This is a genomic window from Chromobacterium sp. FG22, assembly GCF_057809415.1.
In genome coordinates, this window is sequence record NZ_JBMDJX010000040.1 from 1 (window position 1) to 15,153 (window position 15,153).

At 54.9% G+C, this 15,153-nt stretch carries 13 protein-coding genes; 10 read left to right on the forward strand and 3 right to left on the reverse strand.

Annotated elements, in window-relative coordinates:
• The 4 genes from ACODSD_RS23035 to ACODSD_RS23050 form a co-directional block, all read left to right on the forward strand.
• The coding region (locus ACODSD_RS23035) for a DUF2345 domain-containing protein (protein ID WP_488878427.1) at positions 1 to 712 on the forward strand (712 nt) is incomplete at its 5' end.
• A gap of 15 nt (positions 713 to 727) precedes the next feature.
• The gene (locus ACODSD_RS23040; RefSeq protein ID WP_488878428.1) at positions 728 to 5,296 is read left to right on the forward strand and encodes an RHS repeat-associated core domain-containing protein; all 4,569 of its coding nucleotides are present in this window, start codon (positions 728 to 730) and stop codon (positions 5,294 to 5,296) included.
• A complete protein-coding gene (locus ACODSD_RS23045; protein WP_227106711.1) occupies positions 5,293 to 5,748 on the forward strand; it encodes an SUKH-3 domain-containing protein in 456 nt (151 codons plus the stop codon). Before ACODSD_RS23040 ends, ACODSD_RS23045 begins: the two co-directional genes overlap by 4 nt.
• A 919-nt stretch (positions 5,749 to 6,667) precedes the next feature.
• On the forward strand, positions 6,668 to 7,195 hold the full coding sequence (locus tag ACODSD_RS23050) for an RHS repeat-associated core domain-containing protein (protein ID WP_488878429.1): 528 nt from the start codon (positions 6,668 to 6,670) through the stop codon (positions 7,193 to 7,195).
• A 580-nt stretch (positions 7,196 to 7,775) separates the two neighbouring features.
• Here the strand turns inward: ACODSD_RS23050 and ACODSD_RS23055 are convergent.
• The gene (locus ACODSD_RS23055) at positions 7,776 to 7,904 is read right to left on the reverse strand and encodes a hypothetical protein (protein ID WP_488878430.1); all 129 of its coding nucleotides are present in this window, start codon (positions 7,902 to 7,904) and stop codon (positions 7,776 to 7,778) included.
• A 188-nt stretch (positions 7,905 to 8,092) separates the two neighbouring features.
• Between ACODSD_RS23055 and ACODSD_RS23060 the strand changes: the two genes are divergently transcribed.
• The 3 genes from ACODSD_RS23060 to ACODSD_RS23070 all read left to right on the forward strand — a co-directional run bounded on the left by ACODSD_RS23060 (position 8,093) and on the right by ACODSD_RS23070 (position 10,221).
• Entirely contained in the window at positions 8,093 to 8,515 is a 423-nt protein-coding gene (locus ACODSD_RS23060; protein ID WP_488878431.1) for an NTF2 fold immunity protein, read from the forward strand.
• A 627-nt stretch (positions 8,516 to 9,142) separates the two neighbouring features.
• A complete protein-coding gene (locus tag ACODSD_RS23065; protein WP_488878432.1) occupies positions 9,143 to 9,637 on the forward strand; it encodes a hypothetical protein in 495 nt (164 codons plus the stop codon).
• 50 nt (positions 9,638 to 9,687) lie between these two features.
• Positions 9,688 to 10,221 carry an SMI1/KNR4 family protein gene (locus ACODSD_RS23070; protein ID WP_488878433.1) on the forward strand — a complete coding sequence of 178 codons (534 nt, stop codon included), beginning with the start codon at positions 9,688 to 9,690 and terminating at the stop codon, positions 10,219 to 10,221.
• 527 nt (positions 10,222 to 10,748) lie between these two features.
• On the opposite strand, the gene ACODSD_RS23075 is transcribed toward ACODSD_RS23070, so the two are convergent.
• On the reverse strand, positions 10,749 to 11,072 hold the full coding sequence (locus ACODSD_RS23075; protein WP_488878434.1) for a DUF1484 family protein: 324 nt from the start codon (positions 11,070 to 11,072) through the stop codon (positions 10,749 to 10,751).
• Between the two features lie 468 nt (positions 11,073 to 11,540).
• Here ACODSD_RS23075 and ACODSD_RS23080 point away from each other — a divergent pair, with 468 nt between their 5' ends.
• From ACODSD_RS23080 to ACODSD_RS23090, 3 genes are all read left to right on the forward strand, one after another.
• On the forward strand, positions 11,541 to 12,155 hold the full coding sequence (locus ACODSD_RS23080) for a hypothetical protein (RefSeq protein ID WP_488878435.1): 615 nt from the start codon (positions 11,541 to 11,543) through the stop codon (positions 12,153 to 12,155).
• 276 nt (positions 12,156 to 12,431) lie between these two features.
• Positions 12,432 to 14,030 carry an L-aspartate oxidase gene (gene nadB / locus ACODSD_RS23085; protein WP_488878436.1) on the forward strand — a complete coding sequence of 533 codons (1,599 nt, stop codon included), beginning with the start codon at positions 12,432 to 12,434 and terminating at the stop codon, positions 14,028 to 14,030.
• On the forward strand, positions 14,020 to 14,610 hold the full coding sequence (locus tag ACODSD_RS23090) for a nucleotidyltransferase family protein (protein WP_235084690.1): 591 nt from the start codon (positions 14,020 to 14,022) through the stop codon (positions 14,608 to 14,610). Before nadB ends, ACODSD_RS23090 begins: the two co-directional genes overlap by 11 nt.
• Here ACODSD_RS23090 and ACODSD_RS23095 read toward each other — a convergent pair.
• Complete coding sequence (locus ACODSD_RS23095) at positions 14,592 to 15,098, reverse strand: DUF1993 domain-containing protein (RefSeq protein ID WP_081548533.1); 507 nt, start codon at positions 15,096 to 15,098, stop codon at positions 14,592 to 14,594. The two genes, ACODSD_RS23090 and ACODSD_RS23095, sit on opposite strands and share 19 nt — an antisense overlap.
• Positions 15,099 to 15,153: the final 55 nt, after the last annotated feature.

Below are 15,153 nucleotides of genomic sequence, written 5' to 3' on the forward strand. Positions count from 1 at the left end.
CGACAGCATCGAGGTGACCGCGGACAAGGATGTGACCGTCACCGCCTGCAAGGGCAAGGTGGAAATCGCCGCCGGCCAGGAAATCCTGCTGACCAGCGGCGGCGGCTATATCCGGCTCAAGGGCGGCAATATCGAAGTGCACTGCCCGGGCGAAGTCAGCGTCAAGGGCGCCAGCCACGCGCTCACCGGCCCGGCCAGCCTCAGCACGCCCACCCCCACCTTCAACAAGCCGGGCATGGGCAATCTGCAAGTGATTCACGATTTCGCCAACGGCTACTCCATGGACCAGGGCAAATTCGTGCTCACCGACGCGCTGGGCGTCAAGCACAGCGGCGTGCTGGACGCCGCCGGCAAGGCCATGGTCAACGGCCTGCCCACCGGACCGGCCCAAGTGCAGTTCCTGGGCCGTCCGCACAAGAGCGAGGCGGACATCTTCCCCTTTGTGCCGCAGCCGGAAGCAGCGCTGCAAAAAATGGGCGCCGCGGTGCAGCAGCAGGCCATGAGCCAGCTGGGCAGCCTGGTAGGCAAGGCGCTGCCGCCCGGCGCCGCCGGCCTGGCGCAAAACCTGGCCCAGGCCAAAGGCGCCGTGGACCAGGCCAAAGCCATGGCCTCCCAAGCCCAGGCCGCGCTGCAACAAGCGCGCGACATCAAACAACTTGCCTCCGGCGCGTCCCTCCCCTCCGCCGCCGGCATGATCAAGAATATCGTTTAAGAGCCCTCCTCCGACATGAGCACCGCAGCCCAAGCCAAACCCGTCGCCGTAATCAACGGCACGCCGCAAAACGCAGCCCAGGTCATCCAGCAAACCGGCAAGACCTTCGATCAATGGCTGCAAAGCATCAGCGACGGGCATCTGTCGGTGGACAGCCTCAAGACCATAGGCAGCGCGGTGCCCATTGTCGGCAACCTGATCTCGGTGGGCGATGTCATCGTCGACCTGATGGAGATGTCGGAAAAGAGCAAGAAAAAACAGGAAGTCGACGTCTTCGACTGGCTGTTTCTGGGCGTGGACCTGGTGGGCGTGGTGCCGGCCGCAGGCGGCCTGTTCAAAATGGGCGCGCGCCCCACGCTGAAGCTGTGCGCCAGCAGCGTGCGCCGCGCCGGCGGCGACTGGCTGAAAATGGAGCTGTCCGCCTCGCTGACCCAAAAAGTGGCCAATATGTTGCCGGCCGACTTCCGCAATATGCCGGACCAATGGGTCAAGCACGTAGACAGCAAAATGCAGAGCACGCTGGAAACCTGCGGCGGCAAAGGCAAGGTCATCATCTCGGACCTGGCCAATCTGCTGATCAGCCTGGGCTCCGGCAACTTCAGCGGCTACGTCAAACAGCACGTGCCGCAAGCGCCGGTCAAATACCATCTGGAGAAAACCAATAAGCAAGGCTTCTGGGCATCGGTGGGCGCGGAACTGGACGCGCTGAACCGCGCCGCCGCCAGCGCCAAGAAAGAAGCCGCCGCCGGCATGACCGTGGCCGCGGCCAAAGGCATAGACATGGCGCTGAAAGGCAGCGCAGCCGCCCGCATGATGCTGAGCCTGGGCCGCACCCTGCTGGCCTGGGCCGGCCAGCTCACCGCCAAGCTGCTGTCCATGTACTCCAGCCACCTGAAGCCCTTGCTGAACAAATTGCTGGCAGCCTTCCTCAAGCACCTGCCCAAGAAGGCCGCCGCGGTGGCCAACAAAGTCACCAACAAGGCCAAGAAAGGCACCCAGCAGCTTTATCAGGAGGTCACCAGCCGCTTCAAGGGCAAGATCAAGCCGCCGCCCAAATGCGCCTGCGCCGCCTCGCCCAACAGCATCGGCTATGTGCTGGGCGAAGAATCGCTGCAACATACCGACTTCAGCCTGCCCGGCGTGCTGCCCATCATCTGGACCCGGCAATATCGCTCCAACTTCGACGGCAACGACGCCCGCGGCGATCTGGGCGCGCGCTGGGGCGTGGCTTACGGCGCGCGCTTCGACATCGAAGGCGAAGCGCTGAAGCTCCACGACGACAGCTGCCGCACGCTGGACTACCCCTTGCTGCCGGTGGGCGAATCCCTGAAGGACGAGCTGGAAGGCTTCACCCTCAGCCGCCTGTCCGACACCCTGATCTCCCAGACCTACGGCCACGACCTGGTGCAACTATACGAACGCCACGGCGACAGCTTCCGCCTGGCGCTGATCAAGGACCGCGCCGGCAACAGCATCGCGATGAACTTCCGCGACGGCCGGCTGATCCAGCTGCTCAGCAGCGCCGGCTACGTGGCGGACCTCAGCCACGACGCGCGCGGCCGCATTGTCCGCATCAGCCTGCAAAACCCGGAAACCGGCCTACCGCTGCGCACGCTGGCGCAATACCAATACGACGACGCCGGCCCGCTGGCCGCGGACGCCGGCGACCTGCTGGCCGCCAGCGATGAAAACGGTCAAAGCTGGAGCTACCAGTACCAGCACCACCTGCTGACCCGCTACACCGACCGCACCGGCCGCGGCATCCATCTAGAGTGGGACGGCAAGCACCTGGACGCGCGCGCCGTGCGCGAATACGCCGACGACGGCAGCCAGGACATCCGCCTGGCCTGGGACGACAATATCGACCTCACCTACGTCACCGACGCCTACGGCCGCACCACCGAGTACTACTTCGACGACAAGGGCTACAACTACCGCATCATCTACCCGGACCACAAGGAAGAATGGTTCGACTACGACGCCCAGAAAAACCTGGTCAACCACATCTACCCGGACGGCTCGCAAGACAGCTTCTCCTACGACGACAAGAGCAATCTGGTATTGCACGAGCGCCGCGACGGCAGCGAAGTGGCCTTCGCCTACGACGCCCAGGACAATCTGGTGGAGATCACCGATCCGCTGGGCGAAAAATGGCTGCGCGCCTACGACGACAAGGGCCAGCTGATCGAGGAAACCGATCCGCTGGGCCACAAAACCAAATACGCCTACAACGAGCAAGGCCTGCCGGTGGCCATCACCGACGCCAAGGGCGGCAAGAAGCAGATAGCCTACCGTCCGGACGGCCTGCTGCAGAGCTATACCGACTGCTCCGGCAGCGCCACCCAATGGCAGTACGACGAACGCGGCCGCGCGCAGCTGATCGTCGACGCCATGGGCAGCGCCACCCGCTATCAATACGCGGCCAACGGCACGCTGCAGGCCATCGTCCTACCGGACGGCCAGGCCACGCAATTGGAGCACGACGCCGAAGCGCGCCTGCTCAAACTCACCGACCCGCTGGGCCGCGCCACCCATTACGACTACGACAAAGCCGGCCGGCTGCAAACCCGCACCGACGCCAACGGCCACAGCCTGGCCTACAAATACGACAAGCTGGGCCGTCTGACCGCGCTGCGCAATGAAAACCACCGCCAGTATTTGTTCGAATACGACGCCGGCGGCCAGCTGATTTCGGAAACCGGCTTTGACGGCAGCCCCACCCGCTATCACTACAACGCCGCCGGCCAGCTGGAAAAACAACAGGAAGGCGATGTCGCCACCCTCTACCGCTACGACGGCGCCGGCCGCCTGATCGAACGCAGCGCGCCGGGCAGCCTGGAAAGCTTCGGCTACGACCCCGCCGGCCGGCTGTACCAGGCCAAGAACCGCTACGCCAGCCTGCGCTGGATTTACGATCCGGTGGGCAATGTCATAGAAGAACACCACGGCTACAGCGTGGCCGGCGTCAAGGAAACCTACCGCTGGCAGCATGAGCATGACCCGCTGGGCAACCGCGTCGCCAGCGTGCGTCCGGACGGCCGCCGCGTGGACATCCTCAGCTACGGCAGCGGCCACGTGCACGGCCTGCTGTTCGGCCAGCGCGACATCGTCAACCTGGAGCGCGACAAGCTGCACCGCGAAACCCAGCGCGTGCTGGGCAATGCGCTGCAACAGCACCAGAGCTACGACAAGGCCGGCCGCCTGACCAGTCAGCGGCTGATGGGCTCCACCCAGTGGAACCGCCAATACCAGTACGACGTCGCCGGCCAGCTCACCGGCATCGCGGACAGCCGCGCCGGCCAGCTCAACTACCGCTACGACCCGGTGGGCCGCCTGCTGGAAGCCGCCACTCCCAAGGGCGTGGAAAGCTTCCGTTTCGACCCGGCCGGCAACCTGCTGGACAACGCCCCGGCCGCCGACGGCCACCAGGACAACAGCCTGCTGGGCAACCTGCTCAGCCAGTACGCCGGCCGCCATTACCGCTACGACAGCCGCGGCAACCTGGTTGAAAAACGCGTCAACGGCGCACTCACCAAGCTGGAATGGGACAGCCACAACCGTCTGTCCCGCCTGACCGCGCCGGACGGCCAGAACACCGACTACCACTACGACCCGCTGGGCCGCCGCATCGCCAAAACCCAGGCCGGCCAGACCACGCTTTACGGCTGGGACGGCGACGTGCTGGCCTTTGAAACCCGGGACGAACAAGCGGTGCATTATCTGTTTGAACCGGACAGCTTCGTGCCGCTGGCCCAAGTCCACACCGAAGCCGTGCGCGGCGTCAAAGTGCCGCGCTGGAGCCAGCACCGCCCCTATGACTCGGACCTGGACCCGCTGCGCAAACCCGCGCCGGAACCCAGCGAACCGACGGCGGTGTACTACTACCATACCGACCACCTGGGCACCCCGCAGGCGCTGACCGACGAACAAGGCGCGCTGGCGCTGGAGATGGACTACCAGGCCTGGGGGCAAGCGCGTGAAATCATCGCCGACGCCGCCAACAAGGCCGGCATCCGCAATCCCTTCCGCTTCCAAGGTCAGTACCAGGATGAGGAATCCGGGCTGCACTACAACCGTTATCGCTACTATGATCCGGAGATCGGACGGTTTATTTCGCGGGATCCGATTGGGTTGATGGGTGGAATAAATACTCACAGTTACGCACCGAACCCAACTCAGTGGATTGACCCTACAGGTCTGACTCGTAAGTCTTGTCCCGATGCACTAGAAGAGGCGAAAAAAGCTTCAGAAAAACTTAGGACAGCTGGGGGAAGGTTGCCAACAGCAACATGTGCGGTCGTAAATAGAAGAACAGGGAAAGTATACATTGGAACCAGCGGAGTCCGGCCAACAAACATTGACTCTAGACTAGGCGCATCTTTACCTAAAAATAGCCTAGAACTTTGGCCTGCAAATAACTGTGCCGAGGTCGACGCAGCGAATCAGGCACTAAAAGATGGATCATCCAGACATGATCTAGAAATGGCAACGGTAAGAACAAAAGATAGTAGTCCAATGCCATGCTGCGCAAACTGCTCAGTCACTTTCAAATATGACAAAGTAAAAACAGGAAAAAAACAATGACCTATGAATTTACACCAGAAATAGAAGCTAAGCTTATAGAGTATGGATGGCACCCTTCCAGGTTTACAAACAACTCAAAAACTCTTTCCATTTGGAAAAATGAGGGCTACGATATTTTTCAAGAAGGATTAAACTTCATAAATAGTTTCAACGGAATAATCTTAAAACACTCTTCTCGTAGTGGAGAGTTTGAAGATGAGTCATGCTTCGATGGGGCCTTAGCCGCCGAAGGCTTCGATCGTCTATGGGCAATAGAAGTATACGAGCCTATCATCGGCAAGAAGCTACTACCAATAGGCCAAGGGTACTCTAGACATCTAACTTACCTAATTTCTGAAGATGGTGCCATCTATGGAGGATATGATGATTTTCTTTGCCAAATTGGCATCAATGCTATCAAAGCAATTGAGAATATTATTCTCAACCACGAATTCACCGTCCTCAACAGCTGAATACAACCAGCCTCAGCGCCCCCACCACACCATAGTTAATTAATTTTAAACATAGCCTCAACTAATACCTCAAGCCTCAAAAAGCAATCAAAACAATAAAATTAACATAAAGACTGGATTGAAAGTAGCATCTGGATGCAAAATCAAACGCAGGCATCACCGACTTGGAGACCATATACAAAACCACCTTACTGCTCTCCGACTTGGCAAGGAACATTGCCGTTTAAATACAACAAACATCATAAATACTAATTGATTCAAATCACAATCCAAAGAACCTACTCAAACAGTCGCCAGTTGCGCCTAACGCGGAGGCCCTTCAACTATTGACATACCAATTCACATAATTTACTCAGCAGCCGATCGCGAAGAAGCCCCTGCAAAGCCCGATGAAAATCAATGGTTTACATTAATAAAAAATGAAGATCAGCTCGCGACTGATGCAGATAACAACCCGTGGAACAATCGTCCTGCAATTATAAAGAAGCGATACGAACCACTTGATGATTGCGTCGCGTCAATCAGACCTGCTAGGTCCCTTGATCCTATCGACCAAAAAGAACATCAAAAAGGGTTATATTTTATAGAAATCTCAAGCAACACTCAAAATAAATCCTATAGCTCAAGAAAACTATACCAATGGAAGAATGCCATAGAAATAATAGGGAAATTTGAAGGCTTATCTTTTCAAACTGCCGAACGTGTCTGGAAGGTAAAAAAGTTATAACCCCCTTTTTACCTTGGCTAATAACTTTGAAAGCCTCTTCTCGCACGTAAAAACCACTCAACTTGGTTTTTTAAAATTCAATTCGGAAAGCTTGTTTGTCGCAGGTACAAAAGCATAATAGCTTGGTTCACACTGGGATATGCAAACATCAAAGTGCCGCGCTGGAGCCAGCACCGCCCCTATGACTCGGACTTGGACCCGCTGCGCAAACCGGCGCCGGAACCCAGCGAACCGACTGCGGTGTACTACTACCATACCGACCACCTGGGCACCCCGCAGGCGCTGACCGACGAACAAGGCGCGCTGGCGCTGGAGATGGACTACCAAGCCTGGGGGCAAGCGCGCGAAATCATCGCCGACGCCGCTAGCAAGGCCGGCATCCGCAACCCCTTCCGTTTCCAGGGCCAGTATCAGGACCAAGAGTCTGGGCTGCACTACAACCACCACCGCTACTATGATCCGGAGATCGGGCGCTTTATTTCGCGGGATCCGATTGGGTTATTTGGTGGGATAAATACTCATAACTACGCCTCCAACCCAATCCAATGGGTTGATCCTAAAGGTCTGACGACTTGCCCAATTAAGGGAGGGGTTGCAACGATCCGACAATACGACACGGGGTCTAGAACACGACATTACACAGTGGAAGTTAGTGGCAAGGGTAGCTTACACACTCACCAAGTTATAACAAGTGAAAACCACTCTATCAACGATAGCTGAACATAACTCTCTAGCTGGACTACCTGTAGTACATACCACTCAAATCGAAGTTCCTGATGCTGCAGCTGCTCAGCAGTATCAAAAAGAACAAATCCATAAAGAACTTGGCCCTTATAGTGAACGAACAAACAGTTGCGTAGACCATATATCAAATGTTCTTCGAGCAGGGGGAGTAAATTTTCCGGAGGGCCCCGGAGGCCAAGCAAAATTTCTTGCAAAAAAAGGCTTCAAACTTAAAGTCAGGTAAAATATGTCTCTTATTAATTGCACACAGCACGGCTGGTCTGGCACTGAAAATGTCAGCGCAAGAGCGGCCGACGCCATAACAAAAAAAACACTCGAAAAAATAATATATTCAAGTATTCTTTTTGAAGAAATCGAGTTCCCTCTTGTTGTTACTGAGGGAGAAATGATACATGGAACAACTTTTTCATCCTCTCAAGTTGAAATAACAGACGAAAGCACATTAAATCAGATACTGGAAACATTAAAACCAATGTGCTACAAATGCGTCGAAAGTTATATGGCATTATCCAGTTAATTTCAAATACAAAACCACCAAATTTGCGAATCATTCAAATCAAAACTGGCTGGCAATTAAAGTCAGATCAGCCAGCAGCCAATACCAAGGTAAAAAATTGGCCACCGAGACACTTTTTCGGTGCCGACCGACAAACAAGGCGCGCAGGCGGTGGGAATCGACCACCATGCAACCACCGCCACTACTCTGACTCAGAGATTTAATAGTTTATTTCATGGGACCCAGTTGGTTTTCAACCTTAACTTTAACACCAAGATTGGAGAAAATTGTCCTCCTTGAGACCTTACAGCAATGACACGCAAATGGTATAGCCCAATCTATTAGCTTCAAAAACCCAGACTGCTGCGAGACAAAAATTGACTCCTTCTGAATTCACCGCCAATTTTCTGGAACAGATGCTTAACTGGGAAGACTGGTATTATGCAGAAAAGAGAAAGCCAGAGTTTGAAACAGACAATGAGTTCATTAAAAAAACCGACCAAGAATCCAGATCCAAGCTAGAGCTTATTCTGCGGCCATTTTTAACTGAGTCTGCCTTCAGTAAAATTGGACAGGAAAAGCTAGAAACATTAGGAGTTGGAAGACCTCGCCTCTACGATCAGGAAACCATCTCCTGCACTGAGAGCTCCCCCTTAAAGTTCGAAGTCATTTCCAAAAATAGAAAAAAACAAAACAGCTATTCAAAGCATATTATTTTACAAAAAGAAGACACTTACAAGATTGACCAGGCATACCAAAGCATTGACGGTCAAAATTGGAAGAAGAAAAATTCCATATAACCTCATGAAGCATTAGCATCCAAAGATAAACAACAAATTTTGCAGTCCTATATAGGACTCGTCCTATTTAGAAAAATCGGCCGACACAAAAAATTACTCCACTGCAAGTTTGTGCAACAAATAAAGCTCAAACTACAGAAAACCCAAAGCCCCATTCGGGGCTTTAGTCATTTAGAATAGCTTAAGTTAATTACTGTACTTACATTACATTAACCTATGAAAAACTAACGAAAGACTGCTGCAAACAACACCCCCACTCGCACCCTAATGGGTTTAGCCTGAATCATTTCAACAGCACCACCAACAAGGTCAAATAGTTACTGAGTTGGCATAACCCTAATCAGATTGGGCATGTATTGAAACAAGTATTGATTTTTAGCAACGGCCAATCAATCAGATGTAGTAAAAATTTTACTAACATATAACTTCCAGCAAGTATGACTCTGTTGATCACAACAGCCGAAAGTGTGGCACAGTCAAGGCCACACAGTAAGCACCTGGGGAACAATTCAAATTAAGAGTGGATCTAAACTCAGGAAAACTAACTTGCGCATCACCTTCCATCCCCCAAAGGTCAAAACACGAAAGCAAAGCGATGAAAATATATAGTGTGTATACCACAGGGAAATGCGAAAACGCTCTGCTAGACCTGAAAGACCCAACGGAGTCATTTTAGATCATTTTATGCTTGGAATAGACAGTAATAATTTTAAAAATGGCCACCCATTAAATGTTACGGCCCAGTCTTTTTTCACCCCAGAAACCATAAAGAATTACGACTACTTTGAGCCCACAATGGCATTTCCAATTTTTTCAGACCATGCCATTAACAGTATTGGCGAAGTCATAAGCCCCCAAATGGAAATACGCCCTTGCAGAATAAAAATAGGTGCACATACAATTGATGCCCATGCCGGAATAATACTAAACAGGAAAGCAGTTTTTGAGCGCGTTGACGATTATAAAATTCAAATCCAAAAAGATGCCAAAATCACTCAAGATGACCTCATCATAAGAGACATCAACAACCCACAGATTTTTTTCACAACAGAATCATTCAAAACAATCTGCCAAACCCATAAGTTAAATATTAAATTTCAAGAATTTTCTTTAATGAAGTAAATGCAACCATACGATCCATCTGACACTCAACACCAAATACAGGAGATAAAATGACACAATATCTACCCCTTGGCATTAGTTCAGAGGAGCTGAATTTTCTGATCAAACATGGAGTAAAGCTCGACAAGCGAAAAAAGCAGCAGATGCTCCAAGCTTATAACTTTAAAGAAAGGCCATCGACGACCACTTTGATAGATTTTTTTGGAAAACTTGACATTTCACCAGCCCAAGATTATTTAGAGTTTTTGTCAAAATACAATGGAGGCAAGCCAGAGCCGAGCTCCATAAAAATAAAAACAAAAAGCATCTCCATACAGTACTTTTATGCGCATTCTACCCCATTAGCTTCTTGCACCCTTGATTATGCAATAACGATGTACAAAGGTCGTATCCCTCTTGGATACATTCCTATTGCTCATGACTCAAGTGGAAGCTTGCTTCTTTTAAGTTGCATCGGGAACAATAAAGGGGAAGTCTATTATTGGGATCACAACGATGAAGCCGACTGCTCGGCGGAGCCTTTTTTTGGTAATATGGCAAAGGTAGCCACAAGCTTTACGGATTTGGATCGTATGTTTCAGTAGCTTATAATAATGTTTAAATTTTGATGAAATGAATAGACCCAGCTTCATTCCCAGAGTCACCAATACTTAACCAAACAAACAACTCACCACAACTTGAACGGTGACCTGCGAGCCTTCAAAGTCCGTGACAGACCGACGGGCCATCTGTTTGAACCGGATAGCTTCGTGCTACCGGCCCAAGTCCACACCACAGCCGTGCGCGACGTCCTAGCGCAAAGCTGGAACCCGTACCGCCCCTACAACTCCGGCCTGAAGTCACCATCGGCCCCCTCCGAACTGATAGCAGAGTACTACCACCACCACACCAACCACCTAGCCCTCCACGGGCATTGCCCGACACGCAAGGACGCGAAGCTAGAAATGGACTACGAGGCCTGGAGTCAGGCACAGAGAATCGTAGCGGCGACATCAATCCGCTGGCGCAAAAGGCAGACTCGTCCTGCGGCCGCCTGATGCACAAAAACCGAACCAAACCCAAGCCGTAATAAACCCAAAGCCCCATCCGGGGCTTTGAGCATTTGGAAGGATTAAGCCAGTGCCTGCATTTGCACCGTAGTCTGCTGCAAGCGGCGGGCGAAGGGCTCCAGCAGGCAATACAGCTGCTCGCACTCCAGCGTGTCCAAGTTGGGTTGGTCCAGCATGGCAACAAGCGCGCTCAAGGCATGGCTGACCTGGCCGAGTTCCAGACAGATCAGTTGGGCGCTGTGATGGAAGCGCTCGTCGTATTCGTCAAGCTGCGGCAACAGCGGGTCAATCGGGTGTAGTAAGGGATTTTGCCGACGCAAGCTTTTCAGCTGGGACAGCAAGGTTGATAGTGACGGGATGTGGAGGGTTTGAGTGGCGCTAGTCATGGCAACTCCTTCTTGAGCTTTATGCCCGCCCTCCGACGCTAAGCGGAGGCGGCGGGAACATGGCAGGATTAGCGTTACCGGCAAGAAGGATCCGGCGCGTGCAAGCACGCTCCCACCATGACCCGCCCAAGAGTAGACGCATCTATGGTGTGTTCGGACATGGGATGCCGCATGTGCGGCTGTCCGCCTTCTTGCCTCGGAACGCTAATTCCGGTGCTGATGCACAGCACGGTCGGATTATCACGTGCTTGGGGCCGGGAGGCAAGACGCTGGCGCCTTCTGCGGCCCCCCCTTGGCCGATGCCGAATCCATACGTGCCGTCAACGTGCTGTGTAGCAAGCAACATTAGGCCAACCGTTCAGACTCCGGCCTACTGCACAAACCCGCAACGGTGCACTACTATCGCTCCGGCCATCTGCTCACCCCGTAGGCACAAAGCAGCTAAATCAGTCTAATAAGCGTACGACCATGAAAAACTACCATTCTGAGTATTGCTTCATAAGCTATAAAAGCACAAAAAATCGCCCTATCCTTTCAGCAGACACTGAAACAGCAGCCCTTGCATACACCTCAGAAGCACTACCATTAAGTAGCCTGCCATTAAAATTCAACAATGGCGCGGCAAACAATAAAAACAAGCATTTATTTAATGAAGAGCCTCCAGAAATATTATTCCACGGCTCCGACATTGCCGTTAAGGCAGAAACATATAAGCAGCTTGCCCTCATTGAAATACCCAACCTTGTATTACAACCGGCAATTTACATAGACCACAATAATGTACACCATGACAACTATTGGTTTTTGACCTTCACAAACAAACTGGATTGCTGGGACAGAAATAAATCTCTTTACGCCCCAGAACCCTTAACTGGCTTTGATGACATCCGTTATGAAGTGATTAGCTATCATCTCGACAAAGCCACTCTTGACTCACTACCGCTCGCAGAACGCAGACTCTTCAAAATGGGAGCGACGACTGAAGGCTGGCTACTTGTACACAGCAGCATTGCAGACTTCTTTCACAAGCCCGGAGTAGAGCTGGTTCCCGTTAAAGATTTTGGCGTAACTTTCTTTCCATAAATCATATACAACAGAGCATACCGTCACACCTTCAGAATATATTGCCAAAGCCCATAGCAAGCCTCCAACAATCAAAGGCATGCCCACTCAAAACGATCTACCCGCAGCTCCACTATGGCGACGACAACGCCGGCATCCTGGGCCTTTATCGTATCGGCTCATTAATCCCCCTGGATTTGACCAGTACCCGCCCGTCCCCTCCCCCATCTGTCACACCAGCATGAAGTCTGCTACGCTGCCTATCCATTTCGACTCTGCGTCCTGCAGGATTTCATCATGCTCAAGTTTGATGTTCTGATCATCGGCAGCGGTCTGGCCGGGATGACCTTGGCCTTGCACCTGGCGGAAAGCCGCAAGGTGGGCCTGATTACCAAGCGCGATTTGCTGGAAGGCAGTTCCACTTACGCTCAGGGCGGCATCGCAGCGGTGCTGGACACCGAGGATTCGGTGGAGGAACACATCCGCGATACGCTGATTGCCGGCGCAGGGCTGTGCAATGAGGAGACCACGCGCTTCATTGTCGAGCATTCCAAGGAAGCCATTGATTGGCTGATTGCGCTGGGCGTGCCCTTCACCAAGGATGAAACCCACCGCACCGGTTATCACCTGACCCGCGAGGGCGGCCACAGCCACCGCCGCATCATCCACGCCGCGGACGCCACCGGTGCGGCGGTGACCAGCACGCTGGGGCAGAAGATCAAGGCCCACCCCAATATCACGGAGCTGGAAGAGCATATCGCCATCGATCTGATCACCTCGCGCAAGCTGGGCCTGCCCGGCAACCGCGCCTATGGGGTGTACGCGCTGGACAAGCTGGCGGATCAGGTGGTGACCATCGCCGCCAAGCACACCATTCTGGCCTCCGGCGGCGCCGGCAAGGTTTACCTGTACACCACCAACCCGGACACCGCCACCGGCGACGGCATCGCCATGGGCTGGCGCGCCGGCTGCCGGGTGGGGAATATGGAATTCATGCAGTTCCACCCCACTTGCCTGTATCACCCGCACAGCAAGTCCTTCCTGATCACCGAGGCGGTGCGCGGCGAGGGGGGCATCCTGAAGCTGCCGGACGGCACCCGCTTTATGCCGGAGCACGATCCGCGCGCCGAGCTGGCGCCGCGCGACGTGGTGGCGCGCGCCATCGACTTTGAGATGAAGAAGCACGGCCTGGACTGCGTCTACCTGGACATTTCCTACAAGCCTGCCCATTTCATCCGCGAGCATTTCCCCAATATCTACGCCCATTGCCTGGAGCTGGGCATAGACATCACCCAACAGCCCATCCCGGTGGTGCCGGCGGTGCATTTCACCTGCGGCGGCCTGGTTACAGACCTGACCGGCCACACCGATGTGGACGCACTGTACGCGGTGGGCGAAGTGGCCTGCACCGGCCTGCACGGGGCCAACCGGCTGGCCAGCAACTCCTTGCTGGAATGTCTGGTGATAGGCAAGGCGGCGGCGGCGGACATCCTGGCCGCGCCGGAGATCAAGCTGCCCAAGATCCCGGACTGGGACGACAGCCAGGTGACGGACCCGGACGAGGAGGTGGTGATTTCCCACAACTGGGACGAGCTGCGCCGGGCGATGTGGGACTATGTGGGCATCGTGCGCACCAATAAGCGGCTGATGCGGGCGCAAAACCGCATCCGCCTGCTGTCCGAGGAAATCAACGAGTATTACCGCCATTTCCACGTCAGCAACGATCTGATCGAGCTGCGCAATCTGGTGCAGACTTCGGAGCTGATCGTGCGTTCGGCGCTGCTGCGCAAGGAGAGCCGCGGCCTACACTACAGCCGCGACTATCCGGAGAAGCTGGAGCAGGCGCAGGAGACCATCCTGACGCCGGAGGCGCCGGCGCAGGCCGATGGAGCATGAGCGACAGTTAGTGGCTTTGCTGCGCGGGCAGCCGTGGCTGATGGAGGCGCTTGGCGCTGGGCGCGCCTTGGGCCTGTCCTCCTGGGCCATCGGCGCCGGAGCCATCCGCAGCCTGGTTTGGGACCGGCTGTGCAGCCATGCACGGCCCACACCTATCCCGGACATAGATCTGGTTTACTTCGATCCCGCGGACTTAAGCCCAGAGCGCGAGCATCAGTTGGAAGCCCAATTGCGCACTGCGCTGCCAAGCTTGAACTGGGAAGTCTGCAATCAAGCGGCGGTGCACCTCTGGCGCGAACAGGAGCCGGGCCGCCCCTTGCCGCCATTACAAAGCCTGGCGGACGGGGTGGCTAGTTGGCCGGAAACCGCCACTTCCGTGGCGGCCTGGCTGGATGAGGAGGACCGCGTGCGGATTCTGGCTCCCTGCGGTCTGGACGATTTGATGAACGGCGTGTTGCGCCATAATCCCAGGCATGGCAACGCCGCCGTGTTTGAGCGCAGGCTGATGGACAAGCAGTTTTTGCAGCGCTGGCCAGCGCTGCGGCGGCTCCCCGCCCGGGACTACACGCCGCCCAAGTAATCCATCTTGCCCAGCGCCACGCCGTTGTGGCGCAGGATGGCGTAGGCGGCGGTGAGGTGGAAGTAGAAGTTGGGCAGCACAAAGCCCAGCAGATAGTTCTGTCCGCTGAAGCGGATCTCGTCACCGCGCACTTTCAGCACCACTTCCCGCGTCTCGCTGCCGTCGATCTGCGCAGCGTTAAAACCCTGCAAAAACGCCACGGTCTTGGCGATGCGCTGTTGCAAATCGGCAAAGCTGGCTTCGTCGTCGGCGTAGCTGGGCACGTCGACGCCCGCCAGCCGCGCGGCGCAGCCTTTGGCGCTGTCGCTGGCGATCTGCACCTGGCGCGTCAGCGCGAACATGTCCGGCGCCAGCCGGGCGTTCAGCAGCACGTCCGGCGCGATGTTGCGCGCGGCGGCGTCGGCGGCGGCCTTGTCCAGGATGGCGGACAGATTGTTCAGGCCCCGGATCAGCGCCGGGACGGAGGCTTGGTACATGGAAACGGACATGGCGGGCTCCTGTCGGATGCGGGAAGGCGGGCGCGGCGGACATTCCAGCGCGCCG

Bases quoted from the DNA above. Each gene is read 5' to 3' on its own strand.
- ACODSD_RS23040 (WP_488878428.1), top strand. From the start codon at position 728: ATGAGCACCGCAGCCCAAGCCAAACCCGTCGCCGTAATCAACGGCACG.
- ACODSD_RS23045 (WP_227106711.1), top strand. From the start codon at position 5,293: ATGACCTATGAATTTACACCAGAAATAGAAGCTAAGCTTATAGAGTAT.
- ACODSD_RS23055 (WP_488878430.1), bottom strand. From the start codon at position 7,904: ATGGTGGTCGATTCCCACCGCCTGCGCGCCTTGTTTGTCGGTCGGCAC.
- ACODSD_RS23065 (WP_488878432.1), top strand. From the start codon at position 9,143: ATGCGAAAACGCTCTGCTAGACCTGAAAGACCCAACGGAGTCATTTTA.
- ACODSD_RS23070 (WP_488878433.1), top strand. From the start codon at position 9,688: ATGACACAATATCTACCCCTTGGCATTAGTTCAGAGGAGCTGAATTTT.
- ACODSD_RS23075 (WP_488878434.1), bottom strand. From the start codon at position 11,072: ATGACTAGCGCCACTCAAACCCTCCACATCCCGTCACTATCAACCTTG.
- ACODSD_RS23080 (WP_488878435.1), top strand. From the start codon at position 11,541: ATGAAAAACTACCATTCTGAGTATTGCTTCATAAGCTATAAAAGCACA.
- nadB (WP_488878436.1), top strand. From the start codon at position 12,432: ATGCTCAAGTTTGATGTTCTGATCATCGGCAGCGGTCTGGCCGGGATG.
- ACODSD_RS23090 (WP_235084690.1), top strand. From the start codon at position 14,020: ATGGAGCATGAGCGACAGTTAGTGGCTTTGCTGCGCGGGCAGCCGTGG.
- ACODSD_RS23095 (WP_081548533.1), bottom strand. From the start codon at position 15,098: ATGTCCGTTTCCATGTACCAAGCCTCCGTCCCGGCGCTGATCCGGGGC.